The sequence below is a fragment of the Luteimonas panaciterrae genome (assembly GCF_020511115.1).
Taxonomy (GTDB): domain Bacteria; phylum Pseudomonadota; class Gammaproteobacteria; order Xanthomonadales; family Xanthomonadaceae; genus Luteimonas; species Luteimonas panaciterrae.
The window spans coordinates 198,558-218,233 of sequence record NZ_JAJAVH010000008.1; the positions used below are offsets into that span (position 1 = coordinate 198,558).

General features: G+C 65.1%; 20 protein-coding genes. 6 read left to right on the forward strand and 14 right to left on the reverse strand.

The window, feature by feature from the left end:
• Positions 1–2 precede the first annotated feature (2 nt).
• The 7 genes from hemC to LG367_RS11850 all read right to left on the reverse strand — a co-directional run bounded on the left by hemC (position 3) and on the right by LG367_RS11850 (position 7,844).
• Entirely contained in the window at positions 3–917 is a 915-nt protein-coding gene (gene hemC, locus LG367_RS11820) for a hydroxymethylbilane synthase (RefSeq protein WP_226469451.1), read from the reverse strand.
• An 87-nt stretch (positions 918–1,004) separates the two neighbouring features.
• Positions 1,005–1,742 (reverse strand): LytR/AlgR family response regulator transcription factor, encoded by a 738-nt coding sequence (locus LG367_RS11825; RefSeq protein ID WP_226469452.1) that lies wholly within the window; start codon positions 1,740–1,742, stop codon positions 1,005–1,007.
• Between the two features lie 84 nt (positions 1,743–1,826).
• Entirely contained in the window at positions 1,827–2,510 is a 684-nt protein-coding gene (locus LG367_RS11830; protein WP_226469453.1) for an alpha/beta hydrolase, read from the reverse strand.
• Between the two features lie 45 nt (positions 2,511–2,555).
• Positions 2,556–4,457 carry a glucans biosynthesis glucosyltransferase MdoH gene (mdoH, locus tag LG367_RS11835; RefSeq protein ID WP_226469454.1) on the reverse strand — a complete coding sequence of 634 codons (1,902 nt, stop codon included), beginning with the start codon at positions 4,455–4,457 and terminating at the stop codon, positions 2,556–2,558.
• An 8-nt stretch (positions 4,458–4,465) separates the two neighbouring features.
• Positions 4,466–6,013 carry an OpgD/OpgG family glucan biosynthesis protein gene (locus LG367_RS11840; protein ID WP_226469455.1) on the reverse strand — a complete coding sequence of 516 codons (1,548 nt, stop codon included), beginning with the start codon at positions 6,011–6,013 and terminating at the stop codon, positions 4,466–4,468.
• Between the two features lie 233 nt (positions 6,014–6,246).
• Positions 6,247–6,729 carry a hypothetical protein gene (locus tag LG367_RS11845; RefSeq protein WP_226469456.1) on the reverse strand — a complete coding sequence of 161 codons (483 nt, stop codon included), beginning with the start codon at positions 6,727–6,729 and terminating at the stop codon, positions 6,247–6,249.
• A 92-nt stretch (positions 6,730–6,821) separates the two neighbouring features.
• A complete protein-coding gene (locus LG367_RS11850; RefSeq protein WP_226469457.1) occupies positions 6,822–7,844 on the reverse strand; it encodes a helix-turn-helix transcriptional regulator in 1,023 nt (340 codons plus the stop codon).
• Positions 7,845–7,926: 82 nt separating this feature from the next.
• Here LG367_RS11850 and LG367_RS11855 point away from each other — a divergent pair, with 82 nt between their 5' ends.
• Both LG367_RS11855 and LG367_RS11860 read left to right on the forward strand, forming a co-directional pair.
• Complete coding sequence (locus LG367_RS11855; RefSeq protein WP_226469458.1) at positions 7,927–8,511, forward strand: cupredoxin domain-containing protein; 585 nt, start codon at positions 7,927–7,929, stop codon at positions 8,509–8,511.
• Positions 8,512–8,585: 74 nt separating this feature from the next.
• A complete protein-coding gene (locus tag LG367_RS11860; RefSeq protein ID WP_226469459.1) occupies positions 8,586–9,203 on the forward strand; it encodes a hypothetical protein in 618 nt (205 codons plus the stop codon).
• 8 nt (positions 9,204–9,211) lie between these two features.
• On the opposite strand, the gene LG367_RS11865 is transcribed toward LG367_RS11860, so the two are convergent.
• The 7 genes from LG367_RS11865 to LG367_RS11895 all read right to left on the reverse strand — a co-directional run bounded on the left by LG367_RS11865 (position 9,212) and on the right by LG367_RS11895 (position 15,090).
• The gene (locus LG367_RS11865) at positions 9,212–10,213 is read right to left on the reverse strand and encodes an alpha/beta fold hydrolase (protein WP_226469460.1); all 1,002 of its coding nucleotides are present in this window, start codon (positions 10,211–10,213) and stop codon (positions 9,212–9,214) included.
• Positions 10,214–10,371: 158 nt separating this feature from the next.
• On the reverse strand, positions 10,372–11,238 hold the full coding sequence (locus LG367_RS11870; RefSeq protein ID WP_226469461.1) for an alpha/beta fold hydrolase: 867 nt from the start codon (positions 11,236–11,238) through the stop codon (positions 10,372–10,374).
• Between the two features lie 2 nt (positions 11,239–11,240).
• On the reverse strand, positions 11,241–11,396 hold the full coding sequence (locus LG367_RS11875) for a hypothetical protein (RefSeq protein WP_226469462.1): 156 nt from the start codon (positions 11,394–11,396) through the stop codon (positions 11,241–11,243).
• Between the two features lie 96 nt (positions 11,397–11,492).
• A complete protein-coding gene (locus tag LG367_RS11880; protein WP_226469463.1) occupies positions 11,493–12,323 on the reverse strand; it encodes a helix-turn-helix transcriptional regulator in 831 nt (276 codons plus the stop codon).
• A 72-nt stretch (positions 12,324–12,395) separates the two neighbouring features.
• Positions 12,396–13,412 (reverse strand): transporter, encoded by a 1,017-nt coding sequence (locus LG367_RS11885; RefSeq protein ID WP_226469464.1) that lies wholly within the window; start codon positions 13,410–13,412, stop codon positions 12,396–12,398.
• A gap of 353 nt (positions 13,413–13,765) precedes the next feature.
• Positions 13,766–14,623: an alpha/beta fold hydrolase gene (locus LG367_RS11890; protein WP_226469465.1), complete on the reverse strand. Its 858-nt coding sequence runs from the start codon at positions 14,621–14,623 to the stop codon at positions 13,766–13,768.
• A gap of 38 nt (positions 14,624–14,661) precedes the next feature.
• On the reverse strand, positions 14,662–15,090 hold the full coding sequence (locus LG367_RS11895; RefSeq protein ID WP_226469466.1) for an organic hydroperoxide resistance protein: 429 nt from the start codon (positions 15,088–15,090) through the stop codon (positions 14,662–14,664).
• Between the two features lie 121 nt (positions 15,091–15,211).
• Between LG367_RS11895 and LG367_RS11900 the strand changes: the two genes are divergently transcribed.
• The 4 genes from LG367_RS11900 (at position 15,212) to LG367_RS11915 (ending at position 19,670) form a co-directional block, all read left to right on the forward strand.
• A complete protein-coding gene (locus LG367_RS11900) occupies positions 15,212–16,039 on the forward strand; it encodes an AraC family transcriptional regulator (RefSeq protein ID WP_226469467.1) in 828 nt (275 codons plus the stop codon).
• A gap of 117 nt (positions 16,040–16,156) precedes the next feature.
• Positions 16,157–16,600, forward strand: a complete 444-nt coding sequence (locus tag LG367_RS11905; RefSeq protein WP_226469468.1) for a CopL family metal-binding regulatory protein — start codon at positions 16,157–16,159, stop codon at positions 16,598–16,600.
• Between the two features lie 122 nt (positions 16,601–16,722).
• Positions 16,723–18,603, forward strand: a complete 1,881-nt coding sequence (locus tag LG367_RS11910; RefSeq protein ID WP_226469469.1) for a copper resistance system multicopper oxidase — start codon at positions 16,723–16,725, stop codon at positions 18,601–18,603.
• Positions 18,600–19,670, forward strand: coding sequence for a copper resistance protein B (locus LG367_RS11915; RefSeq protein ID WP_226469470.1), 1,071 nt, complete (start codon positions 18,600–18,602; stop codon positions 19,668–19,670). The genes LG367_RS11910 and LG367_RS11915 overlap by 4 nt, the downstream gene beginning before the upstream one ends.
• Positions 19,671–19,676 lie beyond the last annotated feature (6 nt).

Consider the following 19,676-nt stretch of genomic DNA (forward strand, 5'->3'; position numbering starts at 1 on the left):
CGTCAGTGCGGCGGCAGGAAACGCGCGGCGCCGGCATCGAGCAGGCGTTGCGCGACCGCTTTTCCAAGCGCATCGGCCTCGGCCACCGTCGCCTGCGCCTGCGCGCGCACGACCTCGCCCGTGGTGGCATCGCCCACCAATCCCTGCAGCGACAAGGCCTCGCCTTCCAGAAAGGCCAGCGCCGCCACCGGCACGTGACAGCTGCCGTGCAGCGCGCGATTCATGGCGCGCTCGGCTTCGACGCGAAGCCGCGTCGGCGTGTCATCAAGCACGGCGCACAACGCGCGGATGCGGGCATCGTCGTCACGGCACTCGATGGCGATGGCACCCTGCGCCGGCGCCGGCAGCCAGTCCGGCGCTTCCAGTCGCACGCGGATGCGATCGGCGAATCCGAGCCGGTCCAGGCCCGCGCAGGCCAGCACGATGGCGTCGTATTCGCCGGCATCGAGCTTGCCCAGGCGCGTGTTGACGTTGCCGCGCAGATCGACGAGTTGCAGATCGGCGCGACGCGCGCGCAGCTGTGCCTGACGCCGCAACGACGACGTGCCCACACGGGCGCCGCGCGGCAAGGCATCGAGATTTTCGAAGCGGGCGCTGACGAAGGCATCGGCATGATCGGCACGCTCGAGGATCGCCGGCAGCGCGAACGGCGCATCCAGTTCCATCGGCACATCCTTGAGCGAATGCACCGCGCAATCGGCCTCGCCGCGCAGCATCGCCAGCTCCAGCTCCTTCAGGAACAGGCCCTTGCCGCCGATCGCCGCCAGCGAACGGTCCAGCACCTCGTCGCCGCGCGTGGACATCGGTACCAGTACCACCTCCAGATCGGGATGGGCGGCGCGCAGGCGCGCGGCGACGTGCTCGCTCTGCCAGAGCGCGAGCGGGCTTTTTCGGGTGGCGATACGGAGCAGGCTCATCCCGGCATTATCCGTGATCAGCCGCACACACGGTGTAGAGAGCGAGCCCGCCTCCGCTTGCGGGGGCGGGCTTCAAGGCACGCAAGCTCAGAGATGCCGGATGGTCTCGCGCAGATTCGCCACGCAGCGCCGGCTGACCTCCAGCGGCTGCTTGCCGTGGCGCAAGATCGCGTGCACGTGGCCCTCGGCGTCGCGCTTGAGCTCGACGAACTCGTGCCGCGCGACCAGGCAGTTGCGATGGATGCGCACGAAGCGGTCGGAGAATTCCTCCTCCAGCGACTTCAGCGATTCCTCGACCAGATCCTCGCCGCGCGCGTGGTGTACCACCACGTACTTCTCTTCCGCCTGCAGGTAGTGCACGTCCTCGATCGGAATCAGGCGCAGGCTGCCGCGCAGGCGCGCACACAGATGGCTGCGCGACTTGCCGGCGCGAGCGCCGTGCCCGTCGGTACCGCGGGCACGGCCGGCGATGAAGGTGCGGGCGCGGTCGAGCGCGGCCTGCAGACGTTCCGGACGCACCGGCTTGACCAGATAGTCCACCGCCGCGGCCTCGAACGCCGACAACGCATGCGCATCGTAGGCGGTGCAGAACACCACCGCCGGGCGCGGTTCGAAAGCGGCGAGATGACGCGCCGCCTCGAGGCCGTCGATACCGGGCATGGCGATGTCGAGCAGCACCAGATCGGCATCGAACTCGGCGCAGGCCTGCAAGGCTTCGCGGCCGTCGCCAGCCTCGGCCACCAACTGCACGCCCGGCTGCGCGGCCAGCATCTGGCGCAGGCGATCGCGTGCCAGCGGCTCGTCGTCGGCGATGACTACCTTCACCCAAACACCCTCATGTCGAGGCCCCGTTGCAGACGATAGTAGCCATCCGGCCGCGCGCAAGCCATCCGCGCGGCGCGCAATGCGTCAAGCTTCCGTCAGGCGCTGTGACAACCAGCCGCCAAGGTCCTGAATTTCCTCGGCACACACCGAATGCGGCATGCGGTAAGGATGCCAGTCGACCTGGAAACCGAGTTTGCGCAGCAACGCGGCGCTCTGCTCGCCGGCCCCGAACGGCACCACCGGGTCCTGCGTGCCGTGGGCCATGAACACCGGCTGCGTCCGCGCGCCATCGTTCAGCGCCGCTGCCGCGTTAGCGGCACCGGGCAGATAGGTCGACAGCCCGATCAGGCCGGCCAGCGGCGTGCCGCGACGCAAACCGGCGCTCAGCGCGATCGCGCCGCCTTGCGAGAAGCCGGCGAGGAAGATGCGCTCGGCCGGAATACCGCGCTCGATCTCGTTGTCGATCAGCGTTTCGACCTGCGCCACCGATGCGTCGACGCCTTCTTGATCGGCGCGATTGGCCAGATCGAGATCGAGCCAGTCGAGAGCACGGATGTCGTACCAGGCCCGCATGCGCACGCCGTTGTTGATCGTCACCGCGCGCACGGGCGCGTGCGGGAACACGAAGCGGATCGCCGGCCAGTCGCCGCGCACCAGTTCCGGCACGATCGGCGCGAAATCGTGGCCGTCGGCACCGAGGCCGTGCAGCCAGATCACGCTGTAGCGCGGCGCGGGGCCGGTTTCTTGTTCGATGGTGTCGAGGAGCATGCGGGACGAAAGCAATGGTGGGCGGGAAAGCGTAACCGCTTTTGCCTACTGTTTTGTCCGTTCCTCGGCGCGCAACGCACTGGCACGCACCAGCACCTCCGGCGGATTCAACTCTTCCGGCGTGCAGAAGATGCGATGCCGGCGCAGCCACTGCCCCGGCGCGAACGCCGAGGTCAGGATCACGATCGGGATCGACAACACCAGCCCGAGGATCACCGGCGCCATCCACGCCGCCAATCCCGGTGAGACCAGATAAGTGGCGACGCCGGCCACCGCGCCGAACAGCGTCAGTCCGCCATAGCTGCGCAGCAGGCTCGACAGCGGCAAGCTGCCATCGTCGCGGCGCTGCGATTCCCAGCCCGAATCACGACCCGCCAGCACCTCGGCCACGCCGCGCGACTGTACGTACATCGTCACCGGCGCCATCAGCGCGGCCAGCACGGTTTCCAGCAGCATCGCGATGAAGGCGCGCACGAAGCCACCGCAGCCACGGCGCATGTCGCGATCGAACATCGTGGCGATGAACCCCATCAACTTCGGCGACAGCAGCATCGTCATGGTGATTATGAACACCCAGATGAAGCGCTGCGGGTCCTGCTCGCGCCAGTATGCCGTGGGCGAAAATGCGGGGATCACGAAATTGCCCCACGCGAAACCCGCGTGCACCAGCGGAATCGCAAGACCGACCAGCATCAGCATCGCCCACATCGGCGCGGTGAAGTAATGGCCGATGCCGATCAGCAGATGCCAGCGATTGACCCAGTGCAGCCCACGCGCCGGCAACACCGCGCCATGCTGCAGATTGCCCTGGCACCAGCGGCGATCGCGGACCAGCATGTCGGTGAGCGAGGGCGGGCCTTCCTCGTAACTGCCCTGCAGACCGGGAATCATGTGCAGCGCCCAGCCACCGCGACGCAGCAGCGCGGCCTCGACGAAGTCGTGGCTGAGCACGGTGCCACGGAACGGCTTCACGCCGCGCAGCTCCGGCAAGCCCGCGCACTCGGCGAAGGCGCGCGTGCGGATCAGCGCGTTGTGGCCCCAGTAGTTGCTCTCGGCGCCATGCCACCAGGCCACGCCGTAGGCGATTACCGGTCCGTACACGCGTCCCGCGAACTGCTGCATGCGCGCGAACAGCGTGCCGCCGTTGACGATCACCGGCAATGTCTGGATCAGCGCGACGTCTTCGTGCCGCTCCATCGCACCGGCGAGCCGGACGATGGTCTCGCCGGTCATCAGGCTGTCGGCATCGAGAATGAGAAAATGCGGATACGCCGCGCCCCAGCGCCGCACCCAGTCGGCGATGTTGCCGGCCTTGCGCTCGTGGTTGTTCTCGCGCAGGCGGTAGTAGACGCGCGCATCCGCGCCGAGCCGGGCACGCAGCACATCGAAGGCGGCCGCCTCGGCCGCCTGGATCTCCGGCTTGCGCGTGTCGCTGAGCACGAAGAAATCGAAATGCGCGAGCCGGCCCGTGGCCGCCACCGATTCGTAGATCGCCTGCAGGCCCGCGAGCAGGCGCTCGGGGTCTTCGTTGTAGGTCGGCATCAGCAGCGCGGTGCGCGTGCCCAGCGTCGGCAACGGTTCCTTCGCGGACAGGCCCAGGCGCGCGCGCCTGCGCGAGAGCACCAGCACGAAGCCCGCGAGCGCGCCGACGAAGGACTGCACGATCCAGGCGAACAGCAGGATGAACAGCGCCAACAACGAACCTTCCAGCACATCGATGCCGTCGCCGCGCAACAGCCACCAGATCTGATAGGCCGCGATCAACGTCAGCAACACCGCGCTGCCGATCACCGCGAAGCGGCGCCAGAACATGCCGTTCGGCGTGGTTGGCAACACACGGTTGCGCAAGCGGCCGGCGCTCAGCGTCTGCACCGGCATCGCCATCGGCGCTTCCGGCGGCAAGGTCGGTGGCGGCATGCCTTGCCGCGGCGGCAGCGGCGTACTCATCGTCACGCTCATGCCAGCCACCGGTACAGCCAGGTTTCCGTCAGAGGCCCTTGCTTGTCGAGCAAGCGCGCGCGCAGTTCGATCGCACGTGCTTCGCCCGGCTGCAATTCGAAGCTGAGCCGCCATCCGCGCTGATGGCGATACGCGACCGCGTTGCGCACGGTGCCGTGCGATGCCGTCGCCTCGATTTGCGGCTCCGCGTCTTCCGGCAGATTCATCAGACGCCCGCCGGCCAGGTCGATCACGATCAGGCGCGCACCCGCCTTCGCGGCGCGACCGATGCGGGTACCGGCCACGCGCGCCAGCTGCGGCTGCCAGGCATGATCCCGGCACCAGTGCAGGCGATAGCGCCAGCGATGCTCGCGACCCGCGGCGAGCGGTTCGCGCGGACGCCAGAAGGCGACGATGTTGTCGCTGTATTCGTTCGGCGTCGGTATTTCCACCAAATGCACTTCGCCTTCACCCCAGTCGCCCACCGGCTCGACCCAGAGACCGGGCCGGTTCTGATAATTGGCCTCGGCATCCATGTAGTCGGCGTAATCGCGTTTGCGCTGCATCAGTCCGAAGCCGCGCGGATCGCGATCCTGGAAGCCGCTGTGCTGCAACGCCCTCGGGTTCTGCAGCTGGCGCCAAGCCTGCTCGCCGTTGCCGTTGCCGTTGAGCAGGGCGAGACCATCGGAATCATGCACTGCCGGGCGGTAATCGTCGATGCCGAGGCGATCGCTCGCATCGAAATCGAACATGCTGGTGAGCGGCGCGATGCCCGCTTTCGCGAGGGGAACGCGTGGATACAGCCGTAGATCGACATCGAATACCGTTTCCACGCCAGGCGTAATGCGGAAGCGCATCGCCGCCGCCGTGCTCGGGCTGTCGAGCAGCGCGTGCACCACGATCGCATCGGCGCCCGCGGCCGGCTGTTCCAGCCAGAACGCCTTGAAAACGGGGAATTCCTCCGGCCCCGGCTGCTCGCCCGTGCCCAGCGCCAATCCGCGCGCGGAGAGGCCGTAGCTCAAGCCTTTCGCCACCGCGCGGAAATAGCTGGCGCCGAGGAAAGCACAGATTTCGTCGAAATAGTCTGGGCGATTGAGCGGCGCATGCAGACGGAATCCGGCGAAGCCGAGATCGCCGACATCCGCATCACGCAACGCGGGCCGCGGCGCGTAGTCGAACAGGTCAGTCGAGAACGCGAACGGCGTCACTTTGCCACCGTTCACCACGTAGATATCGACGCGCTCCTTGAACAGGAACCCGCGATGAAAGAACTGCGCCTGGAACGGCGGGCTCTTGAGCGGCGAGCCCTGCTCGCGCCACAACGCGCGCGCCGGGCGATAGCGGAAATCGCGATAGGCGTCGTAGCCGAGCTTCTCCAGGGCTTCCGGCAGGCGCCGATCCGGCGGCCGATAAGCACTCGCGGCCAATGCCTTCGCCTGCGCGGCGACGGTGTCGTCGTTGAAGCCGTTGCTGCTCGCCGACGCTGCTGAAACCGTTTTCAGATCACCGGCCAGCGCGGTCAAGGGCAACGACAATCCCGCCAACACCACTTCGCGACGACGCACGCGGACTCCTTCTCGATAGCGATCGCGCACTATACGGAGCCGATCCGCAGCAAAACGTAAATCCGGGGCCGCGCGGCCGTTGCGGTACAGGTCTCAGTTCGTTCGCACGCGCCGGCAACGCAGGCATCGCGAAATCGATGAAGGCACGAACGCGCGGCACGTATCGCATGCCGTGCATCTGGAAATGGTTCGCTCCGCTGATCCGCCGAAAGCGGCGAGCGGCGTGGATCGACTCAGTCGATGCGGAACACGCGCGGCTTCGGCATGTCCTCGTCCACCTGCAGGAACCAGCGCCCGGCGATGCCCGGCACGACCACCACGTCCGGCGCCTGCAGCGGCTTGCGCAGCTTCATCTCGCCCTTGAGCACCTGCCAGCGCTGGCCATTCTCGAGTTCGAACACGGTGCCTGGGCCCCATTCGCTCACGCTGCCCTTCAGGCGGCTCTTGATGGGACCGTCCTCCAGGCCGATCAGCGAGGATGCGCCCATCCCCTGCCGCTGGCGGATTTCTTCCGCGACGGGCTTGCGCGCGCTCGCGTCTTTCTGGGCGGCTTCGCGCAACATGCTGTTGAGCAGCGTGAGCTGCTCCGGGGTGAGGTTGACCTCGCGCAGTTGTTCCGGCGTCAGCCGCTTCTCGATCTCGACGTAGGACTGCTGCGCCATCGCAGCAAAAGAAGCAAACAGCATCGCCACCACAAGACCGCTTTTCTTCAACATCGCTCGTCTCCTCATTCCCGCCGGACGCATCGCCCGGCATCGCCATCGACCGAAACTGATCAATTCTGCCCGGCTTTCATGTCGGATTTGCGTCACCGGGCCGTGGCGCCCGTTCGCGGCACCGTCCCGCCTTGTTTTGAAGGCCGGTCGCGGTGAAGCCGGGCGATCCGGTCGGCCGTCGCCGCCAGTCGCGCGCGCAAGGCCGGCGGCCCGAGCACCACGACTTCCTCGCCCAGCCGCATCAGTTCGCGAACCCCGAAACCGAAGGATTCCAGCGGCAGCCGACAGCGTACCCATCCTTTGCGATCCGGCTTGCCCGCGGTCTCCGCCGCCATGCGCATCACATAGGGGCCGAGCAGTTCGAGCATGTAGACGCCCTGCGGCGACAACCGCACGTCGGCGAGTTCGTGATAGACGCCGGCTTCATACTCGCGCACCGCCTTTTCCCAATGTACGACCAGATCGAAGTTCGGCGGACGCGCGAAAGTCTCGTCGCAGATCTCGGCATCGTGGATGTTGGTGGCGCGATAACTGCGCACGGATTTTCCGCTGCGCGCCACGAGATACCAGATGCCGCCCTTGAGCACGAGTCCGAGCGGCGCCAGCTTGCGCGGATGCGCCTCGGTTTCGCCGGAGCGGCGATAGCGCACCCTGAGCATGCGCTCGTTCCACACCGCATTCGCGATGACCGGTAGCGACGGCAGCTGATCGGTGCTGTGGAACCACGACTGCGCGTCGAGATGGAAACGCGCGGCGATGCGTTCGGCCTTCAGCTGCATCTCCGGCGGTAGTGCCGCCAGCAGTTTCAGCCGTGCCGTGGACAAGGCATCCGCCAGTCCCAGCTGCGCGGCCGGACCGGGCAGACCGGCGAGGAAGAGTGTCTCCGCCTCGGACTGGTTGAGCCCGGTGAGCAGCGTGCGATAGCCATCACGCAAGCGGAAGCCGCCGCTGCGCCCGCGTTCGGCATAGACGGGAATGCCGGCTGCGCTGAGCTGATCGATATCGCGATGGATCGTGCGCACGGCCACTTCGAATTCCGCCGCCAGCTCGCGCGCGCTCATGCGGCCGCGCGTCTGCAGCAACATCAGGATCGACAGGAGGCGGCTCGCCAGCAAATTTCGCCCTCGCCCTAAAACATGACATCGGATGGCATCTTTAGGTGGCCATCCTACGCGCATCATTCGAAAAGGGCATGGCATGAAGAAGATTCCTTTCACACTGCTCGCCTGCCTGCTGGTCGCCGCCGGCTCGGCATGTCCGACGTGGGCCTCGCAGGACACGCCGAAACCGTCGACGGAGGCCGGAGATCTGTCCGGGCTGCATGATTTCGACTTCCTCGTCGGCGACTGGAAGGTGCATCACCGCAAATTGAAGCAACGCCTGACCGGAAGTAACGAGTGGATTGAGTTCGACGGCACGCTCAGCATGCGCAAATTGATGGATGGCCGGGCGAACGTCGGCGACAACCTGTTCAACGTGCCGGGCGGCGCTTATCGCGGCATCGGTTTCCGCGCCTACGACCAGAAGACCGGGCAATGGGCCAGCTGGTGGCTCGATGGACGCAATCCGTTCGGCAATCTCGATCCCGCGATCAAAGGGCGTTTCAAGGATGGGATCGGCACCTTCCATGCGAACGACACGCTGAAGGGAAAACCGATCCGCATGCGCGTCATCTGGTCGCGCGTCACGGCCAACTCGGCGCGGTGGGAACAGGCATTCTCCGACGATGGCGGCAAGACGTGGGAGACGAACTGGATTTCCGACTTCCAGCGAGTTCCGTGAGCGAACTGCCTGCGTCACGGCACATCACGCCATCCGCTCTTGATGACAACTCCAATCCAATCGAGAAATACCCGATGACCTTTCCCGTTTCGACCTCACGCCGAAAGCTCTTGATCGATGCCATCGCAGGCGCGAGCGCCGCCAGCCTGCTGCCGATCGCAGGCATCGCAACCGCCTCCGGCAAGCAAGCATCGACACAGGACAATACCGCTTCGAATCTCGTGATCCCAACCGGCGGCGTCCACGACTTCGATTTCTTCGTTGGTCACTGGCACGGCACCAACCGGCGCTTGAAGCAGCGCTGGGTCGGCAGCGACGACTGGGACGTGTTTCCCGGCGATCTTCGTTGCGAAAGCCGCATGGGCGGCGGCGTCAACATCGACGAGGTCAATTTCGCCACCAAGGGTTGGTCGGGCATGACCGTGCGCATCTTCAACCCGAAGAAACGGCAATGGTCGCTGTACTGGATCAACAGCATCACCGGCGAACTGTTCCCGCCCGTGGTGGGCGGCTTCGACGGCGATCACGGCGAGTTTTACGGCGATGACACCGACGAAGGCAAACCGGTCAAGGTCCGTTTCCGATGGAAACGCCTTGGCCCCGATGATGCGCATTGGGAACAGGCGTTTTCCATCGACGGCAAGGCCTGGGAAACCAACTGGACCTGCGAGTTCGCGCGCGTGAAGACCTGAGATCCGCATCAGGTGACATTCTGCGGCGCCCAGGCATTCCACAGCAGCCGCGCTTCTTCGGCGATCACATCCGGACGCTCTTCCGGCCAGAACAGCTTGCTGCCCTCGAGCCGCCTGACGCCGCGTGAGTTGCCAAGCACGCGATCGAGATAATCCGGGCTTTTCGGCGAAAAGATCGTATCGCCCATGCCCCAGACGACGCGGGTCGGCACGGTGCTGCGCCTGAGCGCGGCCTCGAGGCCAAGCAGTGCATTGCGTTCGAGGCCGGTCGCGTACGCATGCGCGAACGACTTGCTGCGCGCGCTGGCCAGCAGCGGCGTGAAGTAAGTGTCGATCGCTTCGTCCGTCGGTTGCGACGGATCGGCGTAGCACATTCCGCCGATGCCTTGCGCGGAGCGCGCAAGCGCCTTATCCGCGCGCCATGGCGCCAGCCATTGGTCCACGAACTTGCCCTGCTTGGCCAGTTCGATCACCGGCAGCAATGCCGGCGGCGGGCTGTCGGTTTCGACGTCGCAGTTGGTCAACAGCAAGGTGCGCACGCGCTGCGGATGTCGGACCAGGAACAGCTGCGCCACCGCGCCACCGCTGTCGTTCGCGACCAGATCGACACTCGTGATTCCCAACGTATCCAGCAACGAGACGAGCATCGCGACCTGCGCATCGGGACCGACATCCTGCCCTTCGGCAACTTCCGTGTACCCCATCCCCATGAAATCCGGAGCGACGCAGCGGCGATAGGGGGACAATCGTTCGAGCGCACCGCGCCACTGGAATCCGTTGAGCGGAAATCCGTGCAGAAACAATGCCGCCGGGCCGGCACCGCGCTCGACGTAGGCGATGTTGCCGAAGGACGTTTTCACGAAGCGTCGCGCGGCGTGGAAGGCGGCCGCATCCAGGGTTTCGCTTCCCGCGACGGCAGCCGCGTTCAAGCCGCCACGACTCAAGCATCCCGCCATCGTGCCCACCGCGAGCGTGCCGACCGCCATCTTGATGAAATGTCTACGATTCATGTTTTCTTCCAATGTTGGGATGCGTGATTCACCGCGCGCACCTATCCGGCACCGGATGCGTTTGATCCGTTGTTCTGAGATCCGGGTGTGATCGCGATCGACGGCTGCCGCGCCGTTTCTTGCGGCAACCGTGGCATTCCGCGGCTGCGTGTATCGGGTTACGAGCTCGCGTGCCAGTGCGCGCGCAACGCCTGGTTGAATTCCGGCCAGCGCTCTTCGGGGAAGAAGATCCTGGCGCCTTCGAATTCCACGCGCTCCCGTGTGCCGGGAATGGTGTCAGCCAGCCAGCGCGACCACTCGACATCGAAATAGATGTCGTCGGTGCCCCACGCAATCAGTGTCGGCGCCTGCAACGCTTTCAACTTCTCTTCGACGGCAACCGTGTGGCTGTTGTCGAAGGCGCCGAGGAACCGCTGGAAGTCGCGCGTGCGCTGCTCGGTCCGGACCAGCGGCCGCAGATACGTCTCGATGCTGGCGTCGCTCAGCTGTTCCGGCCGTTCGTATGCCGGTCCCAACGCCTGCGGCGAACGATAGCCGGATTTATCGGCCAGCATGCCTTCGAGCGCACCACGCAGACCACCCGCCGCCGCCATCACCAGGAATGGCTTGAATGCTTCCGGCGGCCAGTTGTCGTGCGTATCGCAGTTGGTCAGGGTGAAGCTGCGTATCCGATTCGGATGCAACGCGGCGAAGATCTGTGCGATGCCGCCGCCGCTGTCGTTGCCGACCAGATCCACCTGCTCGATGTTCAAGGCGTCGAGGAACTCCTTGAGCATGTTCGCGTTCGCCGTCACCGACACGTCCTGATCCGGCGTGATTTCCGTATCGCCGTGGGCCAACAGGTCCACGGCGATGCAGCGCCGGATATCCGACAGGTGCGCGAGCTGATGGCGCCAGAGATGGCTGTTCAACAGCACGCCATGGACGAACAACGCGACCGGTCCGGCGCCCTGTTCGAGATAGCTGATCCGGCCCGACGGCGTCTCGACGCTGCGGCGGACGGCCGAGGAAGTCGTCCCGTCCATGATCAGTTCTTCCTCGGCGCCGTCGCGGCGTCGTAGGCTTCCTTCAATTTCTGCGCGCATTCCTCGCAGCACACTTCCACGGTCTTGCCGCCGATCTTCACCTGGATGGCAGTCTCGTCCAGGGGGTAATCGCATGCGGCGCAAGTCTTTTCCGCCATGACACTCTCCGATGAGCGCCCGAAGTCCGGGCGTGATCAGTAGGCCACGGGGGTGCGGACCCCGCTGTCAGAATCTTTAGTGACTTGCCGCCCGCCTCAGCGGTGCAGCGCGGACTGGCGAAATTCGGAGGGCGAGCGGCCGTAGGTCTGCTGGAAGGCGGCGCTGAAATGGCTGTGACTGGAGAAGCCGAGTTCGTGGCTGAGCGCGCTCAGGTCATCGTATTGGCCAAGCAGATCGAGCGAGCGGGCGAGCCGCAGACGCAGCTGATAGCGGTACAGCGGCAGGCCTTCCACCTGCTGGAACACCTGGGTGAGATAGACCGGCGACACGCCGACCTCAGTGGCGATGTCGGCCAGGGTCCAGCGCCGCGACAGATCGCTGGCGAGCACGAGCTTGGCGCGATCCACGAGGCGCTGCCGGCCGACGCTGGCGCCAGCGGCATGCGTGGTGCGTGGCCCCAGCGAGCGCTGCACGAGGGTCAGCGCCAGGCTTTCGGCTTCCAGCCGTTCGGCGACGTTCTGCCGCAGGCTGTGCCGCAGCATCGCCACGAGCGCCTGCGCGCGGGGATCGATGCGCAGGCGTTGATGTCGGAACGCCAGGTCCTCGCCGCCGTGCAACAACTCTTTCGGCGCGAGCTCGCGCAGGAGGCCTTCATCGATGGAGACCGAGAGGCAGGCATCGCCGCCTTGGACGGGATGACTGACCTGGTAACCCTCGCCGCCATTGAAAAACAACACCTGGCTGGCTTCGGCCACCACTTCCGCGCTCCCCACATGGCGCACGTAGACGCCGCGATAGGGAAACACCAGATAGGTCGAACTCGCGCACTCTTCCGCGCTCTTGTGCCGGCATTCGCCACGGCAACACACATCCATCACCCCGACGGTGGGCGTCTTCAGCAACGGATGGACTGTGAATTCGGACATGTCTGCGTCGAGCGCCAGAACCCGCGGCCGGAACCTACGATCGGCCTACTCTAACGCTTCACGGCGTCGGAATCAGTCCTTGCGCCTGCCAAACGCGAGATAGGCCAGCAACAACGTCAGCAGGATCAGGCCGACGACGATCACCAGGAACCCGTGACCGTTCTCCGACAGCGGAATCCCGCCCACGTTCATGCCGAACAGACCAGCGATCAGATTGATCGGCAGCGCCAGCACCGTGACGACCGTCAGCACGAACAGCGTGCGGCCGGTCTGTTCGTTGACGAGCGCGGCGAGTTCTTCCTGGATCAGCTTGACGCGTTCCACCAGCGCCGCCGAATCACCGATCGCGGTGGAGAATTCCTCGGCGGCCTGCTGCAGATCCTGGACGTCGTCGCGGCTGATCCATTCCGGCGGCCGGCTGAGCAACCGGAACAATGCCGTCGGCTCCGGCGCCAGCAGGCGTTGCAGCCTTACCAGCGAGCGTCGCAGGGCACTGAGTTCCTTGCGATCGGTGGAGATGCGGTTGGCCAGCAGCCTATCTTCGATGCTGTCGACCCGGCGCGTGGACTTGCGCAGGATGTCGCCGAGCACGTCGGCCTGATCGCGCAACAGATGCGCCAGTAGTTCCACCGGCGAGCGGAACACATGGCCGGCACGCACGGAAGCACGCAACTGATCGACCGAACGCAGCGGCCGCAGGCGCGCGCTCACCAGCAGGCGCGGCTGGATGCAGAGGCTGGTGGTGCCGACTTCCGAGGCATCGAAGGTGGAATCGAAGAGCACGTCGTGGATCACGGCCACCAGCGATCCCGCGTCCAGTTCCAGTCGGGTGGAACCGACTTCGCTGCGCAGGGATTCGAAGAACGCGTCCGGCAGCGACAGCGCGCGGTGCATGTAACGTTCCGACGCCTGGTTCGAGAGCGAGAAATGCAGCCAGAGGAATTCGCCGTGGGTCTCCTCGCCTTGCGCCGCCAGGAATTCCGGCACGGCATCGGTGCTGATCGGCTGCGCCGGCTGTCCGGGCGCGAAGCGGTAGCCCCAGATCAGGCCGTGCTCGTTCGAACCGTAGGTGTTGTCGATGATCCGCACGTCGCCGGCCGTTGTCGTTTCGCGGCTAGGCTAGCGGAAAGCCGGGCGTTTGTGCCGGCCGTGGGCAAGAAGCAGAAAAGCCGGCGATTTGTCGCCGGCTTGTCATCAAAGCCGCCAGCAGCGCCGCTTCCGTACGGCGCCCGGCGATGCGAGTTGACCAGGGGAATGGGGTATCGCATGTCGTTGCTGGCAGGAATAGATTGCCTAACCCGCCGGCCCCTGCCCATCGGTGATCGCCGCTTCGGCGTGTCGGGTTTTTCCTACAGAGGGTGGGAGCCGTTTTTCCTCTGGTGCTTACGGGCAATGCCCAAAAAAGCGGCCACGGCTGAGGAAAGCCATGGCCGCGAGGTCCGTCACGCCTTGATGAAGTCCAGAAGATCGTTGTTCAAGCGATCCTTGTGGGTATCGGTGATGCCGTGCGGCGCACCCGGATAGACGATGAGCTTGGCGTCCTTCACCAGCTTCGCCGACGCCTTCCCCGCGGCGTCGATCGGCACGACCTGGTCGTCATCACCGTGGATGACCAGGGTCGGCACGTCGAAGCGCTTCAGATCCTCGGTGAAGTCGGTGGCGGAGAACGCCGCGATCGAGTCGTAGGTGTTCTTGTGCCCGCCCATCATACCCTGCATCCAGAACGAGTTGATCAGGCCTTGCGAAGGCTTGGCACCCGGACGGTTGAAGCCGAAGAACGGGCCGGCCGCGAGGTCCAGGTACAGCTGCGAACGGTTGTCGATCGAACCCTTGCGCAGGCCATCGAATACTTCGATCGGCAAGCCGCCCGGGTTCGCCGGCGTTTTCAGCATCAGCGGCGGCACCGAGCTGACCAGCACGGCCTTGCTGACGCGTTTCGTGCCGTGGCGACCGATGTAGCGCGTCACTTCACCACCGCCGGTCGAGAAACCCACCAGGACGGCATCCTTCAAGTCCAGGGCTTCGATCACCGCGGCCAGATCGTCGGCGTAGTGATCCATGTCGTTGCCGTCCCACGGCTGGCTGGAGCGGCCATGTCCGCGACGATCGTGGGCGATGACGCGATAGCCCTGCGAGGCGAGGAACAGCATCTGCGCTTCCCAGCTGTCCGAACTGAGCGGCCAGCCGTGGCTGAAGACGACGGGGCGTCCGCTGCCCCAGTCCTTGTAATAGAGCTGCACGCCGTCTTTCGTGGTGATGTAGTTCGACGTCTTGGTGACGGGACGAGTGGATTCGTTCATGGCGGTTTCTCTCCAGAAATTCGTGAGTGGGGAAGAAGTCAGTCGGCGACGACCAGCGACACATCGATGTTTCCGCGAGTAGCGTTGGAGTACGGGCAGACCTGGTGTGCCTGTTCGACCAGCGCCTGCACCTGCTCGCGCGGCAGGCCCGGCGCGGAGATGCGCAGTTCGGCCTGAAGACCGAACCCGTGCTGGATCGGGCCGATGCCCACGCTGCCGGTGATGCTGGTCGAATCCGGCAGGGCCACCTTGGCCTGACGGGCCACGAGCTTCAGGGCGCTGAGGAAGCAGGCCGAATAGCCGGCGGCGAACAACTGCTCCGGATTGGTGCCGGGGCCGCCCGCGCCGCCCAGTTCGCGCGGCGTGGAGAGCTGGACCTCCAGGGCGCCGTCTGAGCTGACGGCACGGCCGTCACGGCCGCCGGTGACGTTGGCCTGGGCGGTGTAGAGGATCTTTTCGAGGGACATGGCGAATTCCTTTGAGGAGGGAGGGGACGGCGCCGTGTTGGGCCGACGAGGTGTACTTTGCACCTTTCATTGAAACTAAAAGCAACATAAAATCTCAAAAACTTGATCTGGAGTATCGACCATGGTCGACCGGCTCGAAACCCTGCTGGACCGCTTTTCCGTCAGCGCCCGGGTTTTCCACACGGGCGTGCTCTGCGGGATCAATACGCTCAATCCCACGGACGACAGCGGCCAGTTGCACCTGATCCGCAGTGGAACGGCCGATGTCCGCCACCATGGCGCCGCCGACCTGCACATCGAAACCCCCAGCCTGCTGCTCTACCCGAGGCCGCTGCCGCACAGCTTCATCACCGACGCGACGCATGGCGCCGACTTCGCCTGCGCGTATCTGCGTTTCGAAGGCGGCGCCGCGAATCCGATCACGGCCGCCCTGCCCGATGTCATCTGCCTGCCGCTGCAGGAAATCGAGGGCGCGGAGAACGTGCTGGCACTGCTGTTCGAGGAAGCATCCCTGCATCGTTGCGGACGGCAGGCCTTGCTCAATCGCCTGTTCGAGATCGTCCTCATCCAGATCCTGCGGCAATTGATGGAAAGCGGACGCACCCAGGTCGGCATGCTCGCCGGACTCGCGCATCCACGGCTGCGCCACGCGCTGGTGGCGATGCACGAGCAGCCCGCCGAGGACTGGTCACTGCACACGCTCGCCGATCGCGCCGGCATGTCGCGCAGCGTGTTCGCCAATACGTTCCGGGAAACGGTGGGCTGCACACCGGGCAGCTATCTGCAGAAATGGCGCATCGGGCTGGCCCAGCAGGCCTTGCGGGGCGGACGCCCGCTCAAGCTTGTCGCGGACGAAGTCGGCTACGGCAGCGAAGCCGCCTTGTCGCGTGCGTTCAAGGCGCAGATCGGGCATTCACCGAGGGAATGGAAGCAGGCGGAGAACGCCTGAGCCTCGCAACATGCATTGGAGTCTCGACCTTGGTCCATGACTCCAGGGCGCCAATCCGCGGCGATTGTTCACTGGGGATATACCTGGCACTCCATTCGGTGCGCTAGGCTTATGTCCATGTCCTTCCCGGCATTCCTGCTGCGAATCGCGCTGATCTCGGTCCTCGTTCTGAACGGGGTCACGTCGGCGTTCGCGTCGGTGCATATGCACCTCTCGGAATCGATGCCGGCACGGACAGCATCCGTTGCACAGAGCACGGAACCAAGCACTGCCGCGCCAAAGGCTTCGCACTGCGCCGGTCACGGCGAGCACATGGCCGCGACCGAACAAAAGATTGATGTGCCGGTGGCGGCGACATCATCGAACAATAGCGACGATCCTTCCGTCCCGGATTGCTGCAAGAAGCGTTGCGATTGCGCATGCGTGCATGCGTACGCCACGGCCGTTCCCGTTGCCGCGCAGACATCGTTCGCCATCCCGCACGATCTGAGCACCCGATTCATGGCCCTCGGGCATCCGTCGCCCGCGTTGCCGCATCTGATCCGACCTCCCATCGGCTAAGCGTCCCGACGGCGCCTCGCGCGCCCGTTCGTCGTGCCCTGACGCCTCGTATCAAGAGATGTCGGCGGCGTGGCGTGAACGCCCGTTCCCACGGGCCATCTTTCGACGCATGTGGAGTTTCCATGTCATCTGATTCTTTCGGCATCGGTGGCCCGCGCCATTTGTCGCGGCGCCGTTTCGTGCAAGGCCTGGCCGCCGGCGGCGCCATCGCCAGCCTTGGCCTGTGGCCCAGATCGAGCTGGGCCCTGAAAGGGCCCGGCAATGCCAACGTACTTTCCGGCACCGAGTTCGACCTCAGCATCGGCGAAACACCGATGAATTTCACCGGCCGCACGCGACCGGCCATCACCGTCAACGGCTCGATTCCCGCGCCGCTGCTGCGCTGGCGCGAAGGCACGACGGTCAACCTGCGTGTATCCAACGCGCTGCCCGCGGGTTCGATCCACGGCAGCGACACCTCGATCCATTGGCACGGCATCGTGCTGCCGGCCAATATGGACGGCGTGCCCGGACTGAGTTTCGACGGGATTCGTCGCGGCGAAACCTTCCACTATCGTTTCGCGGTGCGCCAGGGCGGCACCTACTGGTATCACAGTCATTCCGCGTTCCAGGAGCAGGCCGGCCTGTACGGCCCGCTGGTGATCGATCCGATCGAACCCGAACCGTTCACCTACGACCGCGACTACGTGGTGATGCTGTCCGACTGGACCGATCTGGATCCGGCTTCGCTGTTCTCGCGGCTGAAGAAGATGCCGGGCCACGACAACTACTACAAGCGCACGGTCGGTGATTTCTTCCGCGACGTGAAGAAGGACGGCTTCGGCGCCACGATCGAAGACCGCAAGATGTGGGGACAAATGCGGATGACGCCGACCGATCTGTCCGACGTCAACGCGAATACCTACACCTATCTCATGAACGGCACCACGGCGCTGGGCAACTGGACCGCCCTGTTCCGTTCCGGCGAGAAGCTGCGCCTGCGTTTCATCAACGGCTCGGCGATGACCTATTTCGACGTGCGTATTCCCGGCCTGAAGATGACGGTCGTCGCTGCCGACGGACTGTACGTGCATCCGGTGACGGTGGACGAATTCCGCATCGCTGTAGCCGAGACGTTTGATGTCATCGTCGAGCCGAGCGGCCAGGATGCTTTCACGATCTTCGCGCAGGATTCCGGCCGCACCGGGTATGTCAGCGGCACGCTGGCGGTGCGCGAAGGATTGCGTGCGCCGGTGCCGGCGCTGGATCCGCGCCCGATCCTCACCATGACCGACATGGGCATGGACCACACCGGCATGGGCGGCATGGATATGTCCGGTGACAAGGGCATGGAAGGCGGTTGCGGCGCCAACATGGGCATGGCGGGGATGCAACACGAGCAGAAGCAACCCGCTTCCGATCCGTATGCGGGCCACGACATGAACGCCATGCAAGGAAGCTCGATGGCCGGCATGAATCACGGCAACGGCATGCAATCGCATCCGGCGAGCGAGACGCGCAATCCACTGGTCGACAACCAGGCGATGACGACGAGTTCGCGTCTAGACGATCCCGGCAATGGCCTGCGCGACAACGGCCGCACCACGCTCACCTACGCCATGCTCAAGAGCACCTTCGACGATCCCGACGGACGTGATCCTGGCCGCGAGATCGAACTGCATCTCACCGGCCACATGGAAAAATTCTCCTGGGGCTTCAACGGCCAGAAATTCTCGCAAGTGGCACCGCTGCGCCTCAACTACGGCGAACGCGTTCGCATCGTGCTGGTCAACGACACGATGATGACGCATCCGATCCACCTGCACGGAATGTGGAGCGACGTCGAGGACGACAAGGGCAACTTCCTGGTGCGCAAGCACACCGTCGACATGCCGCCGGGCAGCAAACGCAGCTATCGCGTGCGCGCCGACGCCTTGGGCAGCTGGGCCTACCACTGCCATCTGCTCTACCACATGGAAGCGGGAATGATGCGCGCCGTTCGCGTCGAGGAGGCCGGTGCATGAACGCCCCCACATCGCTTCGTGCGAGCCTGTTGAGTCTCGCACTGCTCCCGATGCTGCCTGTCACGGCGGCGGCGCAGGAAATGGATCACTCCAAGATGCAGATGCCGGAACAGCCGGCTTCGACTCGGCAACCTGAAAAACAAACCCCGCAAAAGAAGAGGACCAAGCCGACCACGGATGAAAGTCACGCTGGCCATGAAACGAAGAAGCCGGCCGCATCCCCCGCGCAAGAGATGGACCACTCGAAGATGGGCCACGACATGGGCACGATGCCCGAGGACGAGCCATCGATGCCCGCGATGAATCATGCCGGCATGCAGCATGAGATGCCGCCGACGCCAGCCGCAACGATCCAACCCCGCACGCCGATCCCACCCGTCACCGACGCGGATCGTGCCGCCGCGATCGCGCCGTCGCATGTGCATGACATGTTCGACAATGCGATCCAGAGCTATGTGCTGATCAATCGCCTCGAAGTCTCCGATGCCGATCCTGGCACCGCGTTCGCATGGGAAGGCCAGGGTTGGATCGGCACGGACCTCGATCGCCTCTGGCTGCGCAGTGAGGGCGAATGCAGCGACGGCCACACCGAAGCGGCGGATCTGGAACTGCTCTATGGCCGCAGCATCTCGACCTGGTGGGATCTGGTCGCTGGCGTCCGCCAGGATTTCAAGCCCGGCGATTCGCAAACCTTCGCCGCCATCGGCGTGCAGGGATTGGCGCCGCAGAAGTTCGAGATCGAAGCCACCGGCTACATTGGCGAGCACGGACAGACTTCAGCCCGCTTCGAGGCCGAGTACGAACTGCTCCTCACCAACCGCCTGATCCTGCAACCGCTGGTCGAAGTCAATCTGTTCGGCAAAAACGACTCCGCGCGCGGCATCGGCTCGGGCTTGAGCACGGCCGAGGCGGGCCTGCGCCTGCGTTACGAATTCACGCGCAAGTTCGCACCGTACATCGGCGTGGTCTACGAGCGCGCGTTCGGAAACACGGCCGACCTGCGCCGCGAAGAACTCGAGGACGTCGACGACACCCGTGTCGTCATCGGTCTTCGCACCTGGTTCTGAGGAGGC